The organism is Streptomyces sp. NPDC046876, assembly GCF_040645035.1.
Lineage (GTDB): Bacteria > Actinomycetota > Actinomycetes > Streptomycetales > Streptomycetaceae > Streptomyces.
Map to the genome: position 1 here is coordinate 13,192 of NZ_JBEYXK010000088.1, position 15,573 is coordinate 28,764.

The window sequence follows — 15,573 nt, forward strand, 5'->3', positions numbered from 1 at the left end:
AACTGGCCGGCCGGCTGCGCTGACCGCCGAGCGCGGCCCGGCCGGTCAGGGGGCCGGGGCTGCGAGGAGCCGGTGGGCCGCGGGTGGGAGGGGGTGGCCCGTGAAGGGGTGGAGGGTGGCGTAGGCCCGGGCGTCGCCCACGAGGATGCCGCCGAGGAGGGTGTGGGCGGGGGAGAGGACCAGCTTGGCGTAGGTGCCCGATGCGTCGTCCAGGCGGGTCAGGGCCATGGAGCCCGGGGTGGTGGCGTGGGCGTCGCCGAAGCTCGCCACCTCGACGCCCAGCAGCTTCAGGCTCGTCGACATGTCCGGCCGGCCGAACGGTTCGGCGGGCCGGCCGGTGAGCTGGCGGGCCACCGACTCCGCCATGCGGTAGCCGGGGGCCGCCAGGCCGTAGGTGCGGCCGGAGACCGCTGCACATTCGCCGATCGCCCAGATGCGGTCGTCCGGGGTGCGGCACAGGGGGTCGGTGAGGAAGCCGCCGCGTTCGCCCGTGGGCAGGCCGGCCGGGGCGGCCAGTTCGTCGCGGGGGCGGACGCCTGCCGAGAAGACGACCACTGCCGCCTCCAGGGTCGTGCCGTCGGCCAGGGCCACCGCAGCGGCCCGGCCGTCCGGGCCCGACTCGATCGCGGCCGTTGCGACGCCGCAGTGGACGCGCAGGCCGTGGTCCTCCACCCGCCGGGCGAGGACGGCGCCGCCCGCCGCGTCCACCTGGACCGGCATCAGCCGCGGCGCGAGCTCCACCACGTGCGGCTCCATGCCGAGCAGGCGCAGCGCGTTCGCGGCCTCCAGGCCGAGCAGCCCGCCGCCGATGACCACGCCCGGGCGGCCCGGTACGGCCGCCCCGCGGATCGCGTCGAGGTCGGTGAGGGAGCGGTACGCGAAGCAGCCGGGCAGGTCGTGGCCCGGCACCGGCGGGATGAACGGCTTCGAGCCGGTGGCGAGGACGAGAGCGTCGTACTCCACCCTGTCCCCCGTCGTGGTGGTCACGGTGCGGGTCTCCCGGTCCGCGGCCGTCACCCGCGTGTTCAGGCGCAGGTCCACCAGGGGGTCGGCGTCCGCGTCCGGGCCGGGCAGGGCCAGGTCGGCGGCGCTGCGGCCGTCGAGGTAGGAGGAGAGCGCGACCCGGTCGTACGCGGGGTGCGGCTCCTCCGCGAGGACCACCACCCGCCAGGAGCCGGCCGGGTCGAGGGAGCGGAGCTCCGATACCAGGCGGTGGCCGGCCATCCCGTGGCCGGCGACGACGAGCGTCTTCATGACTGCGTGCTCCCTTCGGTGCGGGCGGGGGCGCCGCACAGGGCGCGGACGGCGCCCGTGCAGCCGCCGCAGCCGGTGGTGGCGCGGGTGGCCGCGGCGACCGCGGCCACGTCGGCGGCGCCGGCGCGGCAGGCCTCGGTGACGGCGTGCTTGGTGACGTTGTTGCAGCGGCAGACGACGGCGTCGTCGGGCAGCTCGCCGGCGCCCGGCGCGGCCGGTGCGATGCCGAGCAGGAACTCCAGCCGCCCGGCGGGCACCGGGAGGTCGCGCTCGTGGAGCCGGGTCACGGCGGCGATCGCCTTCGGCATCCCCAGCAGGACCGCGTCGGTGATGCGCTGCCGGTGCAGCGTCAGCCGGGCGTAGCGCCCGCCCGCGGGGTCGCAGAAGGTGACCACCTCGCCGCCGGGCGCGTCCTGCGCGGGGCCGGGCGGGGCTCCGGCGCCGCCGAGGCGGACCAGGTCGATGCCGGGGACCCGCAGCCGGGTCACCCGGCGGGTGCCGTGGTGCTCCCCGCCGGCCCCGGTGAGCTGCCGGGCCAGGGATTCCGCCTGCTCCCAGGCGGGTTCGAGGTGCCCGGCCGCGTCTCCGGGGTGCTCGGCGCAGTCGCCGAGGGCGTGGACGTGCGGGTCGGTGGTGCGCAGGGAGCCGTCGACGAGGATGCCGGTGCGGACGGCCAGCCCGGCCCGCCGGGCGAGCCCGGTCTCGGGCACGGCCCCGGTGCACAGCAGGAGGGTGTCGGCGGCGAGCATGGTGCCGTCGTCCAGGGTGAGCTTGCCGGAGCAGTACCCGGCCGCCTCGCGGTCCGCGTGGACCTCGATGCCCAGGCCGGTCAGGCGCCGGGCGAGCAGCTCCCCCGCGCCCGCGTCCAGGTGCCGGCGCAGCGGGTGCGGCCCGCGGTGGACGAGGGCCACCTCGTGGCCGGCCCGGCGCAGGGCGGCGGCCGCCTCCACCCCGAGGAGCCCGCCGCCGAGCACGACGGTGCGGCGCGCGTCGGGCGCGGCCCGGCGCAGGTGTTCGGCGTCGGCGAGGGTGCGCAGGGCCACGACCCCGTCGGCGGGGCCGAGCCCCGCGATCCCGGGGAGGCGGGGCAGGGCCGGGCGGGAGCCGGTGGCGAGGACGAGGGTGTCGTAGCGGTGGACGGAGCCGCCGGCGGTGTGGGCGAGGCGCCGGGCGCGGTCGATGCGGGTGACGGCGGTGCCGGTGTGCAGCCGCACGCCGACCGGGAGTTCGGGCAGGGCGAGGGCGTCGGCCGGCAGGGTGCCGTCCAGGACGGAGGTCAGCAGCGTGCGGTGGTACGGGGCCTGCGGCTCGGCGGCGAGCAGCGTGATCGGGCCCCGGTGGCCGTGGTGGTGCAGCCGCTCCGCGAACCGGTGCGCAGCGGCGCCGCCGCCGACCACCAGCACCTCGCCCGCACTCACCGCCCGGCTCCCTCGAACGCGTCGGCCGCGTCAGCCGTGTCGGCCGCGTCGAGCGGCTCGACCCGTACCGCGCACACCTTGAACTCCGGCATCCGGCTGCGCGGGTCCAGCGCCGCCGAGGTGATCAGGTTGGCCCGCCCGGCCCTCGCGAAGTGGAACGGCAGGAACACCGTGTCCGTGCGCAGCGAGTCGACGAGCCGGACCCGCGCCACCGTGCTGCCGCGGGCCGAGGTCACCCGGGCGGCCGCCCCCTCGGCCAGCCCCAGCCGGCCCGCCGTGTCGGGGTGGATCTCCACGTGCGCCCCGGGTGCGGCCGCGGCCAGCTCGGGGACGCGCCGGGTCTGGGCGCCGGACTGGTACTGGGCCAGCACCCGGCCCGTGGTGGCGTACAGCGGGAACCGTGCGTCCGGGGTCTCGGCGGCGTCGCGGTGTTCGACCTCGGCGAAGCGGGCGAGCCCGTCGGGGTGCGCGAAGGCGTCGAGGAAGAGCCGCGGCGTGCCGGGGTGCGGGGCGGCGCCCTCGGGGGTCGCGGGGCAGGGCCAGTGCAGGGCCTCGCCGGCGTCGAGGCGCTCGTAGCTGATGCCGGAGTAGTCGGCGCGCCCGCCGCGCGAGGCACGGCGCAGCTCCTCGAAGACCTCGCGGGGCGCGGCGGGGAAGCGGCCGGGGTCCTGGCCGAGGCGGACCGCGAGCCCGCGGAGCACCTCGAGGTCGCTGCGGGCCGCGCCGGGCGGGGCCAGCAGCCGGCGGCGGCGCAGCACCCGGCCCTCCAGGTTGGTCATGGTGCCCTCCTCCTCCGCCCACTGGGTGACGGGCAGGACGACGTCGGCCAGTTCGGCCGTCTCCGAGGGCACGAAGTCGGCGACGACCAGCAGGTCGAGCGAGGCCAGCCGCGCTGCGATCCGGTCGGCGCGCGGGGCGGAGACCACCGGGTTGGAGCCGAAGACGAGCAGGGCGCGCGGCCCGCCGTCCGTGCCGAGGGCGTCGAGGAGCTCGTACGCGCTGCGGCCGGGGCCGGGCAGGGAGTCGGGCTCCACGCCCCATACGGCGGCGACGTGTTCCCGCGCGGCGGGGTCGGTGAGCATCCGGTAGCCGGGCAGCTGGTCGGCCTTCTGGCCGTGCTCGCGGCCGCCCTGGCCGTTGCCCTGGCCGGTGAGGCAGCCGTAGCCGCTGCCCTCGCGGCCGGGCAGGCCGAGGGCGAGGGCGAGGTTGATGAACGCGGCGACGGTGTCGGTGCCCTTGCTGTGCTGTTCGGCGCCGCGCCCGGTCAGGACGTACGCGCGCCGGGCGCCGGCCAGCAGCGCCACGGCCTCGCGCATGTCGGCGACGGGGACGCCGGTGACCCGTTCGACGCGCTCGGGCCACCAGGCGGCGGCGCGCCGCCAGGCGGCGTCGAAGCCGGTGGTGCGCTGCTCCACGTACTCCCGGTCGGTGTGGCCCTCGGTGACGGCGAGGTGCAGCAGGCCGAGGGCGAGCGCGAGGTCGGTACCGGGGGTCGGCTGCAGGTGCAGGGCGGCGGTCTCGGCAGTGGGGGTGCGGCGCGGGTCGATGACGATCAGGGAGGGGGAGGCGAGGTGGCGCATCAGCGGCGGCATCGTCTCGGCCGGGTTGGCTCCGGCGAGCAGGACGACGTCGGCGTCCGCGAGGTCGGTGACGGGGAACGGCAGGCCGCGGTCGAGGCCGAAGGCGGCGGAGCCGGCGGCGGCCGCCGAGGACATGCAGAAGCGGCCGTTGTAGTCGATCTGGCCGGTGCCGAGGGCGATCCGGGCGAACTTGCCGAGCTGGTAGGCCTTTTCGTTGGTGAGGCCGCCGCCGCCGAACACGCCGACCGCATCCGGGCCGTGCTCGGCGCGGATCCGCGCCAGCCGGTCGGCGATCAGGTCGAGGGCCGCGTCCCAAGTGGCCGGGGCGAGCCGGCCGTCGGCGCCGCGGACCAGGGGCTGGGTGAGGCGGCCGGGGGTGTCGAGGAGGGCGGGGGCCGTCCAGCCCTTCTGGCACAGGCCGCCCTGGTTCACCGGGAACTGCGTGGGCGCGACGGTGGTACGGCCTTCGGCGCGGGTGAGGCGGGTGCCGCACTGGAGGGCGCAGTAGGGGCAGTGGGTGGTGGCCTCGGCGACTGCTGAGGCTGTGGCGGGTGCGGTGATGGTGGCCACTGCGGTGAGGGCGGCGGGTGCCGTGAGGGTGGCGGCTGCGGTGAGGGTCTCAGACACGGGAGGAGGCCTCCGCCCGGGCCGCAGTGGCAGGCCCGCCGGCCGAGCCGGCAGCCGGCTCGGCGGCCTCTGCGGCCGGTGTGCGCCGCAGGTAGACCGCCCAGGTGACCAGGAGGCACACCAGGTAGAAGCCGAGGAAGGCGAGGAAGGCGGGCTCGCCGGACTTCACCGGGCCGCTGTAGGCGCTGCGGAAGACCAGGTTGATGCCGACCCCGCCGAGGGCGCCGACCGCGCCGGCGATGCCGATGACCGCGCCGGAGAGCCGACGGGCCCGGGCGAAGGCCTCCTCGGCGTCGCGGCCGGAGGTGACCGCGTCCTGGGCCTGCCGGGCGAAGACCGCCGGGATCATCTTGTACGTCGAGCCGTTGCCGATGCCGGTCAGGACGAACAGCGCGGTGAAGCCGCCGATGAAGAGCCCGTACGAGCTCTGCGCCGAGGCCAGGAGCAGCACACCGGTGCCGCCGGCCATCGCGCAGAAGGCGGCGAGGGTGACGCGGGCGCCGCCCCACCGGTCGGAGAGCAGGCCGCCCACGGGCCGGGACAGCGAGCCGAGCAGCGGGCCGAGGAAGGTGAACGAGGCGGACTGGAGCGGGGTGGCGCCGAACTGGCTCTGCAGGACCAGCCCGAAGGCGAAGCCGTAGCCGATGAACGAGCCGAACGTGCCGACGTAGAGGAGGGAGATGACCCAGGTGTGCGGATTGCGGGCGGCCTCGCGCTGCGCGCCGGGTGCGCTGCGCACGGCGGCGAAGTTGTCCATCTTCCAGGCGGCGAGGAGCGAGGCGAGCACGATCAGCGGGAGGTAGGCGCCGATGACGTACGCGGGATGGGTGCTTCCGGCGGTGGCGATGACGAGCAGGCCGACCAGCTGGATCGCGGCGACGCCGAGGTTGCCGCCGCCCGCGTTGAGGCCGAGGGCCCAGCCCTGCAGGCGCTGCGGGTACAGGACGGTGATGTTGGTCATCGAGGAGGCGAAGTTGCCGCCGCCGACTCCGCCGAGCGCGCCGATCAGGAGGAAGACCCACAGCTCGGTGCCCGGTTGCCGGACGAACCAGAAGGCGGCGAGGGCGGGGACGAGCAGGACGGACGAGGCGAACACGGTCCAGTTGCGGCCGCCGAAGCGGGTCACCGCGTAGCTGTAGGGCAGGCGCAGGGCCGCGCCGACGAGCGTGGGGACGACGACGAGGAGGAACTTCTCGGCGGGGGTGAAGCCGAGGCCGATCGCCGGCGACATGAAGAGCACCAGGACGGACCACATGCTCCACACCGAGAAGCCGATGTGTTCGGAGAGGACCGAGAGGATCAGGTTGCGGCGGGCGATCCGCCTGCCGGTCAGCTGCCAGAACTCCTCGTTCTCGGGGTCCCAGTCCTCGATCCAGCGTCCGGTTGCGGGACGTGCGGGCGGCGTCATGGCTCCTCGGCTTTCTGTTCGACGGGTCAACTGGCTTAAACCATACAGTTCAGTTCAGTTGAACTCAAGCGTTCAGTTACGCAGAGCCAGCGCCCCGTCCACCAGCGGTCCCGCGCCCCCGGTGTACGTGCCGGGATCGCACAGCCTCGCGAGCTCCTCCGCACTCCAGAGACCCTTCAATCCCGGGTGTCCGGCGAGGAGTTGGGACAGTGGCCTGCCGCTCGCCTCGGCCGCCGCGGAGACCTCCGTCAGCAGCTGCTTCGCCTGCGCCTTGCCCAACGTAGGAGCCAGCACGGCCGCGATTCGTTCCGAAACGACCTGGCTGCCGGTCAGCAGCAGGTTCGCCCGCATCCGTTCGGGCCGGGGGGTGAGCCCCTCGGCGAGCTCCACCGCGGTGTGGGCCGCGCCGCCGACCAGCCGCAGGGCCTCGCGCAGCAGCTGCCACTCGGCGTGCCAGGCTCCGGCCGAGCGCTCGTCCTCCGAGACCAGGCACTGCACCAGCCCGGTGGCCAGGACCGGCACCTGGAGCGCGGCGCTGCGCAGCAGCGTGCTCAGGACCGGATTGCGCTTGTGCGGCATGGCCGAGGAACTGCCGCGGCCGGCCGCGGCGGGCTCGGTGACCTCGCCGACCTCGGTGCGGGACAGGTTCTGCACGTCGACGGCGATCTTCCCGAGGGCACCGGCCGTGAAGGCCAGGGCGGCGGCCAGGTCGGCGATCGGGGTGCGCAGCGCGTGCCAGGGCAGGGCGGGGCGGGCGAGCCCGGTCTCGGCGGCGAAGGCCCCGACCAGCTTTTCGAGGTACGCCCCGTCAGCGCCGTCAGCGCCGTCGGTGCCGTCCGCGCCGTCGATCCGGGCGTACTCCAGGTACCCGGCCAGGGTCCCGGCCGCCCCGCCGAGGGACACCGGCAGCCCGCCGTCCGCGACGCGGGCCAGCCGCTCGTCCGCGTCGAGGACCAGCTGCCGCCAGCCCGCCGCCTTCAGGCCGAAGGTGGTGGGGACGGCCTGGAGGGCGAGGGTCCGGCCGGCCATCGCCGTGTCCCGGTGCTCCCCGGCCAGGCGGGCCAGGGCCGCGGCGGTGCGCCCCAGGTCGGCGCGGATCAGGCGCAGCGTGCGGGCGGCGACCAGCATGGCGCCGGTGTCGAGGATGTCCTGGCTGGTGGAGCCCCGGTGCACGTACTCGGCGGCCTGCGCGTCCTCGGCCGCGACCACCCGGGTCAGCGCCTGGACCAGTCCGACCACCGGGTTCGCGGTCTCCCGGGCGGCCAGGGCCAGTTGCCGCAGGTCCAGGTTCCCGGCGCGGGCCAGCCGGGTGATGGTCGCGGCGGCGGCCCCGGGGAGGGTGCCGAGCCCGGCCTGCGCGCGGGCCAGGGCGGCCTCGGCGTCGAGCATCGCCTGCAGCCAGGCCAGGTCCGAGACGGCCTCCTCGGCGGGGGTGCCGGCCCGTACCGGCGAGAGCAGTCCCGCATCGGCGAGCGGCCCGTACGCCCCGGGCGCCTCCTGCGCCTCGTGTGCCTCGTGTGCCTCGTGGGCTCCCTGAGCCCCGTATCCGGCGGTGTCGGCGGCGCTCATACCAGCACGCCCGTCAGGTCGGTCTCGGCCGGCATCGGCGCCACACCGGCGGGGACGATCGAGGCGGGCCCAAGGGCCAGTACCGAGCGGGCGATGGCGTCGGAGTCGCCGAGGGTGACCGAGTCGACGCCCGGGCGGATGCCGGCCGCGGTGACCCAGTGCACGGACTCGGTGGGGATCCCGTACGCGAACCGGCGCGGGTGGGCCCGGCCGCGCGCGTCGAGCAGCCGGTACGGGCGCTCGGTGACCGCCAGGCCGCCGGACTCGTACGAGGTGCCGTCGGGGCCGGAGATCCGGTACGTGGTGCACTGCTCGGTGTCGAGGAGGTGGCGCAGCAGCGGGTCGTCGGTGCGCCGCAGGTCGGGCTCGGGCAGCCGGGCCTCGATCAGCACGGTGGAGCGGATCGCGGGGCCGGGCACCGTACGGGACTGGGCGATGAAGGTGGCCCGGTCGCCGGCGGCGGTGTCGACGCGGATCTCGGTCCCGGGACCGGTCAGGACGAGCACCCCGGCCTCGATCAGGGCGATCATCTCCTCGATGCGGGAGGCCGGCGGGCCGATGGAGAGGAAGGCGTTGAGCGGCGTGTACCAGCCCTCGAGGTCGTCGCGGTGCGAGTCGCCGCGCAGGCCGCCGTGGTCGACGGCGAGGCGGATCTCGTTGCGCAGGTCGCGCATGACGTCCAGGGCCGCCTTGAGCGGGCCGCTGAGGTTGCCGGCCCTGGCCTCCTTGACGTCCTTCTCCAGGTACGCGACCAGCCAGGCCCGGAAGTCCTCGCGGTCGGCGAAGACGCGGTCGCCGTACGGGCGGGAGAGCGCCTGCCAGTCCCAGCGCAGCTCCTCGTCGATGCCGTAGGCGTCCAGCAGGGCGAGCCGGTCGGCCTCGTGCTCCTGGGAGAGGTAGCGGGTGGTGAACTCCTCGCGCTCGTCGCCGCGGCCGAGGGTCTGCAGGAGGGTGCCGTAGTAGACGCTCTCGGTCTCGCGGGAGATCAGCGGCCACAGGTCCTCGTTGAAGCTGATGCCCTCGCCGCCCTCGGAGCGCTCGCGCATCTCGGCGATGGCCTCGGGGGTGAGCAGGCGCGGCAGGTAGCGGCCGTAGGCGCCCTTCTCGTTCTCGCCGCGGGCGTGGTACGGGATGCCGCGGCGCGAGCTGGCGTACAGCTTCGGCTCGTTGCCGGAGGGCCGGTAGACGAGACGGCCGTCCTCGCCGCGGTCGAAGGTGCCGCCGCGGCCGGCGGTGAAGAGCGCCATGTGGTCGAAGAAGTTCAGGCCGAGGCCGCGCAGGAGCACGTTCTCGCCGGGCTTGACGGTGTTGAGGTCGAGGTCGGCGGGGTTGGCGGGGGTGACGTAGGTGAGGTGGTGGATCCGGGCGATGCTCGCGGTCTTCGCCTCGCGGGGCGTCAGCCGGGCCGGGACGTGGCCCTGGGCCATGACGATCGCGTCCAGGTCGTTCAGGCGGGTGCCGTTCTCCAGGCGGATGCCCTGCCGGCCGCCCGGGGTGCCCTGGGTGTCGGCCATGGCCACGGCGCGGGAGCGGTGGACCTCGATGGTGACGTGGGCGGGGGCGTTTGCGACGACGTGCTCGAAGGTGGCGCGCAGGTAGCTGCCGTAGAAGGCGCGGGTCGGGTAGGTGTTCGGGCCGAGACGGCGGGCCTCGGCGGCGGTGGCCTCGTCCGCGGCACCCAGCGCGGCGACCTCCTGGGCCCACTCGTACAGGCTCGGGCCGGGCTCGATGGGGCCCTCGGTGCGGACGCTGTCGTCGGTGAAGACGGTGATCTGGGAGGCGACCGTGTTCATCAGCAGGTGCTGGGACTGGTCGGAGCGCCAGACCTGGCCGGCGCCCGGCGCCGAGGGGTCGACCACGTGGACGGTGACCGAGGGGTGTGAGGGGTTGTGGCGCTCGTTGGCGCACAGCCGCTCCAGGACGGAGAGGCCGCGGGGACCGGCCCCGATGATGGCGACCTGGAGGTTTAAGGCGGTGGTGGCGGGGGTGGCGGTGGCGGGGGTGGCGGTGGCGGTGTTCATCACTTTTCTCCGTTCGGCGCGGTGGCGGTGTCAGCGGTGGCGGTGTCAGCGGGCGGTGGCGGTGCGGTCGGCGTCCGTGGTGCGGTGGCCGTGCATCCAGGCGACGTAGTCGTGGAGCTCGTCGCGGGTGAAGCCCTTCAGTACGGCGTTGCGGTCCGTGGCCGCGGCGCCGGAGGTGTGCCAGAGCTTGATGGACTCACGGGCCAGGAGCTGGATCCGGCCGGTCCGCTCGCGCCGCTCGGCATTGAACTTCTCGAAGCGCTGCGGCAGTTCGTCCGTACCGCAGTCGAGGAGGTCGCCGAGGACGACCGCGTCCTCCAGGCCCTGGCAGGCGCCCTGGGCGACGTAGTGGAGCATCGGGTGGGCGGCGTCGCCGAGCAGGGCGACCCGGCCGTCGGTCCAGGTGTCGACCGGGTCGCGGTCGACCAGGACCCAGGACTTCCAGCCCTCGCCGAGCGCGAGGAGCCGCTGCGCGTCCTCTCCGAGCGAGGCGAACTCGCGGCGGATGTCGCCCTGGGTGGCGGGGACGCCGGCGATCGCCTCGGTGGCCTTGTTGTCGCTGGAGGCGGCCAGGTTGAGGTACTTGCCGCCGGCGATCGGGTAGTGCACGAAGTGGCAGCCGGGCCCGGTCCACCAGGTGACCGAGGTCAGGTGGCGCAGCTCCTCGGGGACCTGCTCCATCGGGATCAGGGCCCGGTAAACGGTGATCCCGGAGTTGCGGGGCGCGCCGTCGCCGACGAGCCGGGCCCGGATGGCGGAGTGGATGCCGTCGGCGCCGATGAGGGCGTCGCCGGTGATCCGCTCGCCGTCCTCCAGGAGGACCGTGGCGCTCGCGGCGTCCTGCTCGTACCCGACGGCGGTGGCGGCGCTGCGCAGTTCGATGGTGTCGACGGCCCGGCAGGCCTCCAGCAGCTTGGTGTGGAGCTCGGCGCGGTGGACGACGGCGTACGGGTTGCCGAAGCGCTCGCGGTAGTGCTCGGTCAGGTCGACGCTGGTGACGTGCTCGCCGGTGACCCCGTCCATGAAGCGCAGCTCGTCCATCTGCACGGCGGTGGAGCGGACGGCCTCGCCGAGGCCGAGGCGGTCGAGGGCGTGCAGGCCGTTGGGGGCGAGCTGGATGCCTGCGCCGATCTCGGCGAACTCGGGGGCGCGCTCCAGGACGAGGACCTCGTGGCCCTGCCGGGCGGTGGCCAGGGCGGTGGCGAGGCCGCCGATCCCGCCGCCGACGATGATGAGCTTCGACATCAGACCTTCTCCTCGGTGAGCTGCGAGCCGGCGTCGGCGCTTGCGCCGGAGGCGATCAGACGGGCGAGTTCGAGACGCTTGATCTTGGTGGTGGCCGTCTGCGGCAGGTCGGACTGGCGCCACTGGACGGGGTCGGCCATCGGGGGGAGCCCGGTGGTGGCGGCCTTCCAGGCGGCGGGGTCGAGGGGCTTGTCGTCCTTGGTGCAGACGACGGGGACGGCGCGGCCGGTCTCGTCGGGGATGATGATGACCTCGGCGAGCTCGTCGAGCCGGGTGAAGAGGGTGTCCTCGGCGGCGAGGGTGGAGCCGAAGCCCTCGATGAGGTCGACCTCGCGGTCGAGCAGGTGCACGCAGCCCCACTTGGTGCGGTAGCCGACGTCGCCCATGCGCCACCAGCCGTCGTTGACCTGCTTGTCGTAACGTTCCTGCTCGCCGAGGTAGGTGACGATCCGCCCGTCGCTCCTGACCTCGATGAACCCGGGGTTGGTCTCGGAGACCGGCAGGCCGTTGCGGCTGACGACGCGGACGTCGGTCATGCCGGGGAAGGGCATGCCCACGCAGCGGCCGTCGGCGTCGAGGCCGCGGCGCTTGGAGAAGGAGCGGGCCACGGCGGGGCCGATCTCGCTCTGCCCGTACAGCTGGCCGAAGATCGGGGCGGTGCGCTCGGTGGCGGCCAGCAGCCGCTGCACGGTGCGCGGGTGGATGGCGTCGAAGGTGCTGCTGAACAGCTTGACGTTGGCGAGCGGCTTGCGGGGGTCGTCCGCGAGCTCCTCCCACTCCATGAAGGAGTTGGGGTGGGCCTCCAGGATGCCGGGGCGCAGCTGGGCGAAGAGGTCGGCGGCCTTCTTGGGGTCGGAGTCGGCGAGGACGGCGATCGGGTAGCCGCGGAAGAGGGAGATGGCGAGGGCGGTGATCAGGCGGGAGTGCACGAAGGAGACGTGCATCGCGATGGTCTCGCGGCCCGGGAGCAGGGGCCTGGTGATCGCGGCCTGCGGGCGGTAGCGGGCCTGGAGCGTGGCGCCGGTGTGGACGGCGAGCTTGGGGGTGCCGGTGGTGCCGGAGGTGTGCGTGATCAGGGTGGGGTGCTCGGGCGGCATGGTCACGGCCGGGACGCGGGGGGAGCCGGCGAGCGAGGCGAGCTCGGTGGCGTTGCGGTAGCTGCCGGAGGTCAGCAGGACCTGCTCGGCCTCCTCGAAGACGGAGGCGGGCAGTTCGGTCTCGAGCTTGTCCTGGTCGGTGAGCAGGTAGGGCTGGTCGGTGCGGCGCACCAGCTCGGCGACGGTCTCGCCGTCGAGCTTCGGCGACAGCAGGACCGGTACGGCGCCGATGCGGACCACCGCGCAGGCCAGCAGGGTGATGTCGAAACCGTCGGACTTGTAGACCACCACGCGGCGGCTGGGGCGGACGTTCGCGGCCCAGAGCCGGGCGGCCATGTCGTCGATCAGGTCCGCGACCTCGGCCACGGTGGCCCGGCGGCCGAGGCCCGGGGCTATGTCCAGGTCGTGGTCGAGGATCACGACGTTCGCCGGGTGCTTCTTCGCGGCCCGCTCGAAGAGCGTTCCGAGGCGTATGCCCTTGTTGCCGATGCGCTGAAGAATCATCGCCTTGCCTTTCTCACGTCACGGGGGTGGTGGGGCCGGTCGTCCGGCGCCGGTGGGCGTGGTGGTGCGGGTTCTTCGATCGGGCGCTGTGACCCGGGACGGCGGCGTCCTACCGGCCGGCGAGGTCCTTCTCGATGACGGCCTTGATCCGGCCGAGGGTCTCGGCGAGGTCGCCGGCGACCTTGTCGCCCCACTCGGCGAAGAACTGCTGCTTCTGCGCGTCGTCCATCTCGGCGGTGATGCCGCGGATGCCCTCGGTGGGGGTGCCCATGCGGAAGTGGTGGACCAGGAGGCTGCCGTCGCCGTCGGCCTCGATGGTGAAGCCCCAGACGCTGTCCTGCTTCTCGCCCGAGCTGTTGTGCATGGCCCACTGGAAGGTCTCGCCGGGGACCGCCGCGACGACCTCCGCGTACGTCGTCCAGCGGCCGCGGACCACCGGCGCCCAGGCGACCACGTTCGCGCTGCGCTCGTTCTCGCCGCGGAACACCGAGCCGACCGCGCCGGGGGCGCCGGTGGTCCACTCCCCGCCGAGGCACTCCGGGCTCCACTCGCCGCTGCGGGCGAGGTCGCTGACGACGGCGTAGACCTCGGCCGGGGCGGCGTCGACGTGGATCTGGGCCCGGGACCGGAAGAGGGGGGTCTGGGTGCCGCTCATGGGATGTTCCTCCTGCGCTGCTGCTGGTGGCGAATGGACATGTCTTCCGGTGCCTGGTTCCTGCCTGGTTCTTGTCGGCCCGGCTAGATGAACCATACAGTTCAGTTCAATTGAACGCAACGGTACAGTTCAGTTGGGTTCTAGACTGGGGCCCGCAGCCGAGGAAGTAGGGATCGATCGCCATGACCGCACGGACCAGCCCCGCAGAAACCCAGCCCGTCCCCACCGGCGCGCGCGCCGCCCGCAAGCGGCAGGCCATCCTCGCCGCGGCCCGGACGGTCTTCCTGCGCGAGGGGTTCGGCGCCGGCGTCGACCAGCTCGCCGCCGAGGCCGGCGTCTCCAAGGTCACCGTCTACAACCACTTCGGCAGCAAGGAGAACCTGTTCAACGCCGTCATCGGGCAGACCCTCGACGAGGCCCTGGAGGTCGCCCAGTCGGTCATCCAGGCCAAGCTCGCCGAGTCCGACGACGTCCGCACCGACCTCCTCGAGGCCTGCCGCACCTGGGTCGCCGGCCTGACCACCCCCGACGTCCTCGCGCTGCGCAACGTCATCGCCGGCGAACGCCACCGCATGCCCGAACTCGGCCACACCTGGCAGGAGGAGGGCCCGGGCCGCCAGCACGCCGCCCTGGCCGCAGCCCTCGGCCGCCTGGACGAGCGCGGCCTCCTGCGCATCCCGGACATGGAGCTGGCCGTACTGCAGCTCTCGGGCCTGGTCCTGTCCCCGCACCTGGTCTACGGCGTCTACGGCACCACCCTGGACGAGGACCTCCGCGAACGCCTCCTCCAGGGCGGCGTGGACATGTTCCTGAACCAGTACGGCGTCAACCCGTAGATCGCGGCCCGCCGTCAACTCGGCGCGTGGCGAGTGCACTTGTGCGGGACGGGATGTTGCTCCCGGGGCGGTGGGCGGGGTTAATGGTCGCCTGGGTTTGACACCGCGTCACCCGAGAGTCAGGAGACCGTACATGGAGCATGCGCAGCCGGCCGGTGGGGCGTCGCAGGCGGAGGGAGGTGGGGCGGCGGGGGCGCCGGGTGCGGCGCCGCCGACCGTCGGGCAGGCGGGCGGGGGGTTACCCGTGGGGCCCGGTGCCCCGCCTCCGCCGCCCGCGGCTCCGCCTTCCGCGGCGCCGTCCAATCCGCCTTCCGCGGCGCCTTCCGTGCCGCTTTCCGCACCGCCGCGGACCTTCGGGATCGAACTGCGGATCAGCCGGCGCATCCTGTGGGTGGGCGGCGCCGCCTATCCGCTGGAGAACATCGCCCGCGTCTACACCTTCACCCTGCATCCGCGGCGCAAGGACGCCACCGTCCGTTTCCTGAAGAACCTCGGCCTCATCCTGTCCGTGGCCTTCGCCCTGACGATCCTCGCCGGTCTGACCTCGCTCGCCAGCCGTGAGATGGCGTCGAGCCTCCTGAACTTCGTCTGGCTGGGTGCCGCGGCCGCGCTGGTGTGGTCCCTCGTGGAGTGGATCGGCGTCCTCTCGTCGCCCTCGCACTACGTGCTGGCGGTCGAGACCTCGGGCCCGTCCATCGCGGTGGTCACCAGCAAGGACCACGGCGTCCTGCACCGGCTCGTCGGGCAGATCACCCACGCGATCGACAACCCTGCGGTCGAGCTCCAGGGGGTGCGCGTGGACACCATCAACATCAGCCCGAGGAACTACTACTTCGGCGACAACGTGAACATGTACGGCGGTTCCAACAACGTGGGGATGGGCACCCGGTGAGCGGCGACAACTTCTACTTCGGCGACAACGTCAACATGACCGGCGGCACCGGCAACACGGGCATGGTCAAGAACGTGGGCGCCCCCGCGGCCGCCCCTGCTGCGGCTCCGGAGCTGCTCGCGGCGATCGAGGGGCTCCGCAGCCGGATCGAGGAGCTGCGCGGACAGCTGCCGCCGGCGAGCGCGCAGCTGCTGGACGCCGCCCTGCCCGCCGCCACCGGTGATGCGGAGGTTCCGGCCGAGTCGCGCCAGAGCGCGCTCATGTCGATCGCCGGCATCGCCGCCGTGGTGGGGCCGCTCGGCCAGTCCGTCGTGGAGGCCGTGGCCCGGGTCATCGAGCTGCTCGGCAGCTAGTGCGGTCACGGCACTAGGCCGTCTCTTTCGGATCTTGCCGGTTAAGCCCGCGTCGTCCGGTGCCGTGCATCGCAAGGCGGAGAGGCTCCCGATTACTGGACGTCCTCGGGTGCC

At 74.1% G+C, this 15,573-nt stretch carries 12 protein-coding genes; 3 read left to right on the plus strand and 9 right to left on the minus strand.

The genetic code is table 11. The features are described 5' to 3' along the window. Window positions 1-45: 45 nt before the first annotated feature. The 9 genes from ABZ924_RS30725 to ABZ924_RS30765 form a co-directional block, all read right to left on the minus strand. Window positions 46-1,254: an FAD-dependent oxidoreductase gene (locus tag ABZ924_RS30725; protein ID WP_361916904.1), complete on the minus strand. Its 1,209-nt coding sequence runs from the start codon at window positions 1,252-1,254 to the stop codon at window positions 46-48. Beyond that, window positions 1,251-2,672, minus strand: coding sequence for an FAD-dependent oxidoreductase (locus ABZ924_RS30730; RefSeq protein ID WP_361916907.1), 1,422 nt, complete (start codon window positions 2,670-2,672; stop codon window positions 1,251-1,253). Before ABZ924_RS30730 ends, ABZ924_RS30725 begins: the two co-directional genes overlap by 4 nt. Further along, window positions 2,669-4,822: a molybdopterin oxidoreductase family protein gene (locus ABZ924_RS30735; protein WP_361916937.1), complete on the minus strand. Its 2,154-nt coding sequence runs from the start codon at window positions 4,820-4,822 to the stop codon at window positions 2,669-2,671. Before ABZ924_RS30735 ends, ABZ924_RS30730 begins: the two co-directional genes overlap by 4 nt. A gap of 49 nt (window positions 4,823-4,871) precedes the next feature. Continuing rightward, on the minus strand, window positions 4,872-6,287 hold the full coding sequence (locus ABZ924_RS30740) for an MFS transporter (RefSeq protein WP_361916910.1): 1,416 nt from the start codon (window positions 6,285-6,287) through the stop codon (window positions 4,872-4,874). A gap of 72 nt (window positions 6,288-6,359) precedes the next feature. Further along, window positions 6,360-7,856, minus strand: a complete 1,497-nt coding sequence (locus ABZ924_RS30745; protein ID WP_361916913.1) for a lyase family protein — start codon at window positions 7,854-7,856, stop codon at window positions 6,360-6,362. Then, window positions 7,853-9,877, minus strand: a complete 2,025-nt coding sequence (locus ABZ924_RS30750; RefSeq protein WP_361916916.1) for an FAD/NAD(P)-binding protein — start codon at window positions 9,875-9,877, stop codon at window positions 7,853-7,855. Before ABZ924_RS30750 ends, ABZ924_RS30745 begins: the two co-directional genes overlap by 4 nt. A gap of 45 nt (window positions 9,878-9,922) precedes the next feature. Beyond that, window positions 9,923-11,122, minus strand: a complete 1,200-nt coding sequence (locus ABZ924_RS30755; protein ID WP_361916919.1) for an FAD-dependent oxidoreductase — start codon at window positions 11,120-11,122, stop codon at window positions 9,923-9,925. Next, a complete protein-coding gene (locus tag ABZ924_RS30760) occupies window positions 11,122-12,723 on the minus strand; it encodes an AMP-binding protein (RefSeq protein WP_361916922.1) in 1,602 nt (533 codons plus the stop codon). Before ABZ924_RS30760 ends, ABZ924_RS30755 begins: the two co-directional genes overlap by 1 nt. 109 nt (window positions 12,724-12,832) lie before the next feature. Continuing rightward, window positions 12,833-13,378, minus strand: a complete 546-nt coding sequence (locus ABZ924_RS30765; protein WP_361916925.1) for an SRPBCC family protein — start codon at window positions 13,376-13,378, stop codon at window positions 12,833-12,835. 182 nt (window positions 13,379-13,560) lie between these two features. On the opposite strand from ABZ924_RS30765, the gene ABZ924_RS30770 reads away from it, so the two are divergent. The 3 genes from ABZ924_RS30770 to ABZ924_RS30780 all read left to right on the plus strand — a co-directional run bounded on the left by ABZ924_RS30770 (window position 13,561) and on the right by ABZ924_RS30780 (window position 15,459). Continuing rightward, window positions 13,561-14,214, plus strand: a complete 654-nt coding sequence (locus ABZ924_RS30770; RefSeq protein ID WP_361916928.1) for a TetR/AcrR family transcriptional regulator — start codon at window positions 13,561-13,563, stop codon at window positions 14,212-14,214. A gap of 325 nt (window positions 14,215-14,539) precedes the next feature. Then, window positions 14,540-15,106: a DUF6232 family protein gene (locus ABZ924_RS30775; protein WP_361916931.1), complete on the plus strand. Its 567-nt coding sequence runs from the start codon at window positions 14,540-14,542 to the stop codon at window positions 15,104-15,106. Continuing rightward, the gene (locus ABZ924_RS30780; protein ID WP_361916934.1) at window positions 15,103-15,459 is read left to right on the plus strand and encodes a hypothetical protein; all 357 of its coding nucleotides are present in this window, start codon (window positions 15,103-15,105) and stop codon (window positions 15,457-15,459) included. The genes ABZ924_RS30775 and ABZ924_RS30780 overlap by 4 nt, the downstream gene beginning before the upstream one ends. Window positions 15,460-15,573: the final 114 nt, after the last annotated feature.

Excerpts from the sequence above, each read along its gene's own strand:
- ABZ924_RS30725 (WP_361916904.1), bottom strand. The coding sequence starts at position 1,254 with ATGAAGACGCTCGTCGTCGCCGGCCACGGGATGGCCGGCCACCGCCTG.
- ABZ924_RS30740 (WP_361916910.1), bottom strand. The coding sequence starts at position 6,287 with ATGACGCCGCCCGCACGTCCCGCAACCGGACGCTGGATCGAGGACTGG.
- ABZ924_RS30745 (WP_361916913.1), bottom strand. The coding sequence starts at position 7,856 with ATGAGCGCCGCCGACACCGCCGGATACGGGGCTCAGGGAGCCCACGAG.
- ABZ924_RS30750 (WP_361916916.1), bottom strand. The coding sequence starts at position 9,877 with ATGAACACCGCCACCGCCACCCCCGCCACCGCCACCCCCGCCACCACC.
- ABZ924_RS30755 (WP_361916919.1), bottom strand. The coding sequence starts at position 11,122 with ATGTCGAAGCTCATCATCGTCGGCGGCGGGATCGGCGGCCTCGCCACC.
- ABZ924_RS30760 (WP_361916922.1), bottom strand. The coding sequence starts at position 12,723 with ATGATTCTTCAGCGCATCGGCAACAAGGGCATACGCCTCGGAACGCTC.
- ABZ924_RS30765 (WP_361916925.1), bottom strand. The coding sequence starts at position 13,378 with ATGAGCGGCACCCAGACCCCCCTCTTCCGGTCCCGGGCCCAGATCCAC.
- ABZ924_RS30770 (WP_361916928.1), top strand. The coding sequence starts at position 13,561 with ATGACCGCACGGACCAGCCCCGCAGAAACCCAGCCCGTCCCCACCGGC.